General features: G+C 58.5%; 3 protein-coding genes. 1 reads left to right on the top strand and 2 read right to left on the bottom strand.

What is annotated here, in order from left to right; genetic code table 11:
• Positions 1-37: 37 nt before the first annotated feature.
• Both VGK48_03855 and VGK48_03850 read right to left on the bottom strand, forming a co-directional pair.
• Positions 38-934 (bottom strand): DUF6424 family protein, encoded by an 897-nt coding sequence (locus VGK48_03855; protein HEY2380299.1) that lies wholly within the window; start codon positions 932-934, stop codon positions 38-40.
• 97 nt (positions 935-1,031) lie between these two features.
• A complete protein-coding gene (locus tag VGK48_03850) occupies positions 1,032-2,432 on the bottom strand; it encodes a phospholipase D-like domain-containing protein (protein ID HEY2380298.1) in 1,401 nt (466 codons plus the stop codon).
• Positions 2,433-2,485: 53 nt separating this feature from the next.
• On the opposite strand from VGK48_03850, the gene VGK48_03845 reads away from it, so the two are divergent.
• A partial coding sequence (locus VGK48_03845; GenBank protein ID HEY2380297.1) for a thiol-disulfide isomerase occupies positions 2,486-2,889 on the top strand: 404 nt, incomplete at its 3' end.

The raw sequence follows: 2,889 nt of genomic DNA, 5'->3' as shown, positions 1-2,889 counted from the left end.
ATCCGCGTCATCTGCGGCTAAAAAGTTTGGTTGCCCTTCACGACGGTTGACCCTTCTTTGCATCCTCGGCATTTTGAACAGCAAACGCCTGTTTTGCCATGGGATGTTCACCACCAACCTGCAGGTATTGGTTTTTGCTTTGCGCGGCCACGAGCTTTTTGTGAAGCGCGCTACCGGGCGTCGCATAAGCGACGCGAAGATTACTGTTGCTGGACCCTCGGTGATCGACGGGCACGACGGCTGCCGGTTGCTTCTCTTCATCGAGAACCCATAATTGGAAATCGTCACGTTTGAATAGCTGGATGTCCGTGATCGGAGTCGGATAGTGATGCACTCCACCCTCTAACTGAGGAGTACCGCCCTTCCCACCCGGTTTCACCACACCTGTATGCCGCGGCTGGGCCAGAGGCACGCTGGCATTGAAGATCGAATCACACCAGCGGGAGATTTGTGCAGGCGACGTTATCGGTTCATTGAGAACATTTTCAACGTCGGTAAAACCCATCAGTTTGAAGGCCGGCAACGATTCAGGAAAAGCACTGTAAATCCGCTGGGCAAACTGCCGCAACTTATCCACTTTTTGCGGATCGGCGCAAAACTGCTGACTCCACTCCATGCCCGCCAGGTTCTTGACCAGCAACCAGCCATCATGGTCCTTCACCCACAGGCCGCCTCCATGATGGTCCTGGTAGGGCGTTTGAGTTCCCAGAAAGAACTCCTTCACCTCTTTAACAACGGCATTCATCACTTTACGGGCGACAACATACGAGGGACTGTCGCTGCGTGGCTCATGATCGGGAATATTGATTTCCCAGGGTATGTTTTCACGCTGTACGTGCGAGCCGTTCTTGCCGGCGGTTTTACCTGCGGACGTCTTAGGAGTGCTGGTGCCTTCGGCAACCTTGCTTGTCGATGCTGCGCGCTTTGTCTTCATCTTCATCTCCCGAATCGTCGTGACCTGCGAAAAGCATGGTAGACGAAGGTCCGCTGCCTGACAAGGCGGAGACTTGCCGATCGGAAATGGATGAAAGCTAAAACCTGGAGAGCCTGATGGCGCGAAAAATCAAGGATGCCGAAATCCAGGCGCACAGAAAGGCGATGGGGAATGCGACACCGCGAGGCCAGTAAATCGATATCGCTGACAGAACTGCCAAAAGACCCGCTCCCCAATACATGATGACCCGCTCGGCCGGCCCGAGCTGTCTCCGGTTTGTAATCGCCGCGCCTACGGCATGGCTCAATCGTGCGAGGCGCGCGGCAGTCTGGCCGGCGCTGCCGGACTGGCGCCCGCGCCGCGGCGCGCGCCTCACAACACCCGCCGGCCGCGGCTTCCCATCGAGCACGATTTCCGTGGAATGAGACATGTCGTGGAGGTAGGCCGCTTCCATGCTCCTTGCGAAACCTTCATCCTCGATCATCACATCCAGTTCCCAGTTGCCGACCCAGCTCACCAGATTCAAATTCGTGGAACCCACTCGCGCCCAATAGCCGTCCGCCACGGCCGTCTTGGCATGCATCATCACGCCGTTCCACTCGAAGACGCGGACACCGGCTTCGAGAAGAGGCCGGAGTCCCGCGCGGGACATGGCGCGGATAACCGGAATGTCGGAGACGCCCGGAATCAGAAGCCGGACATCCACTCCCGACTGGGCAGCCGACCGCAGCGCCTGAACATATGAACTGGTGCCGATGAAATACGCATCCGCAAGCCACAACGAACGGCGGGCAAGCGCGGCGACCAGTTGGTCCGTGCGGTAAATGGGCCCGACGCTTGGAGCGCTTGCGACGACGCGAACGGCAACATCACCGGCGGCCGGTATCGAGCCGGCAAGCGGCAGCTCATTCGCTGGAACAGAGCCGCCGGCGAATGTCCATGTTTCGGCAAATGCGCGATCAATGTCGGACACCGCGGGACCTTCGACTTCGACCCCTGTATCGCGCCACGCATCCAGCTCAGCCGGCGAAACAGTGTGGTTGCCGACCCAACTCTCGCCGACGCATAACCCGGTCACGTAGCCGAGGCGGCCATCCACCGAGAGCATCTTCCGATGGTCTCGATTAACCCATCCCAGCGGGCTGTCAAAACGCGGCGGATTGAAAGCTCGAACCTCGACACCGGCCTGCTTCAGCCTCCTGAAAAAACCGGACCAGTTGCCCATGGCCCCGATCCAGTCGTAAAGCAGGCGCACTTTCACGCCTTCCTTCGCCTTCGCTGCCAGCAGACCGGCGAACATACGGCCTGTTTCATCATCATGGATGATGTAGGTTTCAAAATGGATCCACTTGCCAGCCGATCGGATGGCATCGATCCAGGCCGGGTAATTCTCGGTCGCGTTTCTCAGCAGCCGCACACGATTTCCCAGAATCAGCGGGGCTCCTGCGGCACGGGAAAAGGCCTCGTCCGCGGCTATCTCCAGGTTGCGGGCACGCATAATTATCCTCACCGATCTGACGGCAGGTGGAGTTCCGTAATAGAATTTCCCTGATGACGGCGCTGCTTTTCCTGATGCTCGCGACGAATCCAACCTTTTATAAGGACGTTCTCCCGATCCTGCAGAACCACTGCCAATCGTGTCACCGGCCGGGACAGATCGGACCGATGCCGTTACTCACCTACGCGCAGACACAGTCGAAAGCCGCCGCAATCGCGAGGATGGTGAGTTCCAGGAAAATGCCGCCGTGGTTCGCCGATTCCGCAATCGGACACTTCGCAAATGATCCTTCATTGACCGCCGGAGAGATTGAAACCCTCGAGCACTGGGTTTCCACTGGTGCAGCTGCCGGCCAGCGGAAGGACGCGCCGCCGCCGAAGCAGTGGACTGAGGGCTGGAACATCTCTCCACCCGATACCGTGGTTCGCATGCCGAAGCCTGTCTCGATACCGGCGCA

The sequence above is a fragment of the Terriglobia bacterium genome, from assembly GCA_036496425.1.
In the GTDB taxonomy this organism is placed as follows: Bacteria; Acidobacteriota; Terriglobia; order 20CM-2-55-15; family 20CM-2-55-15; genus 20CM-2-55-15.
Note: the sequence above shows the minus strand (reverse complement) of the source record. Positions and strands in the feature narration are given on the sequence as shown.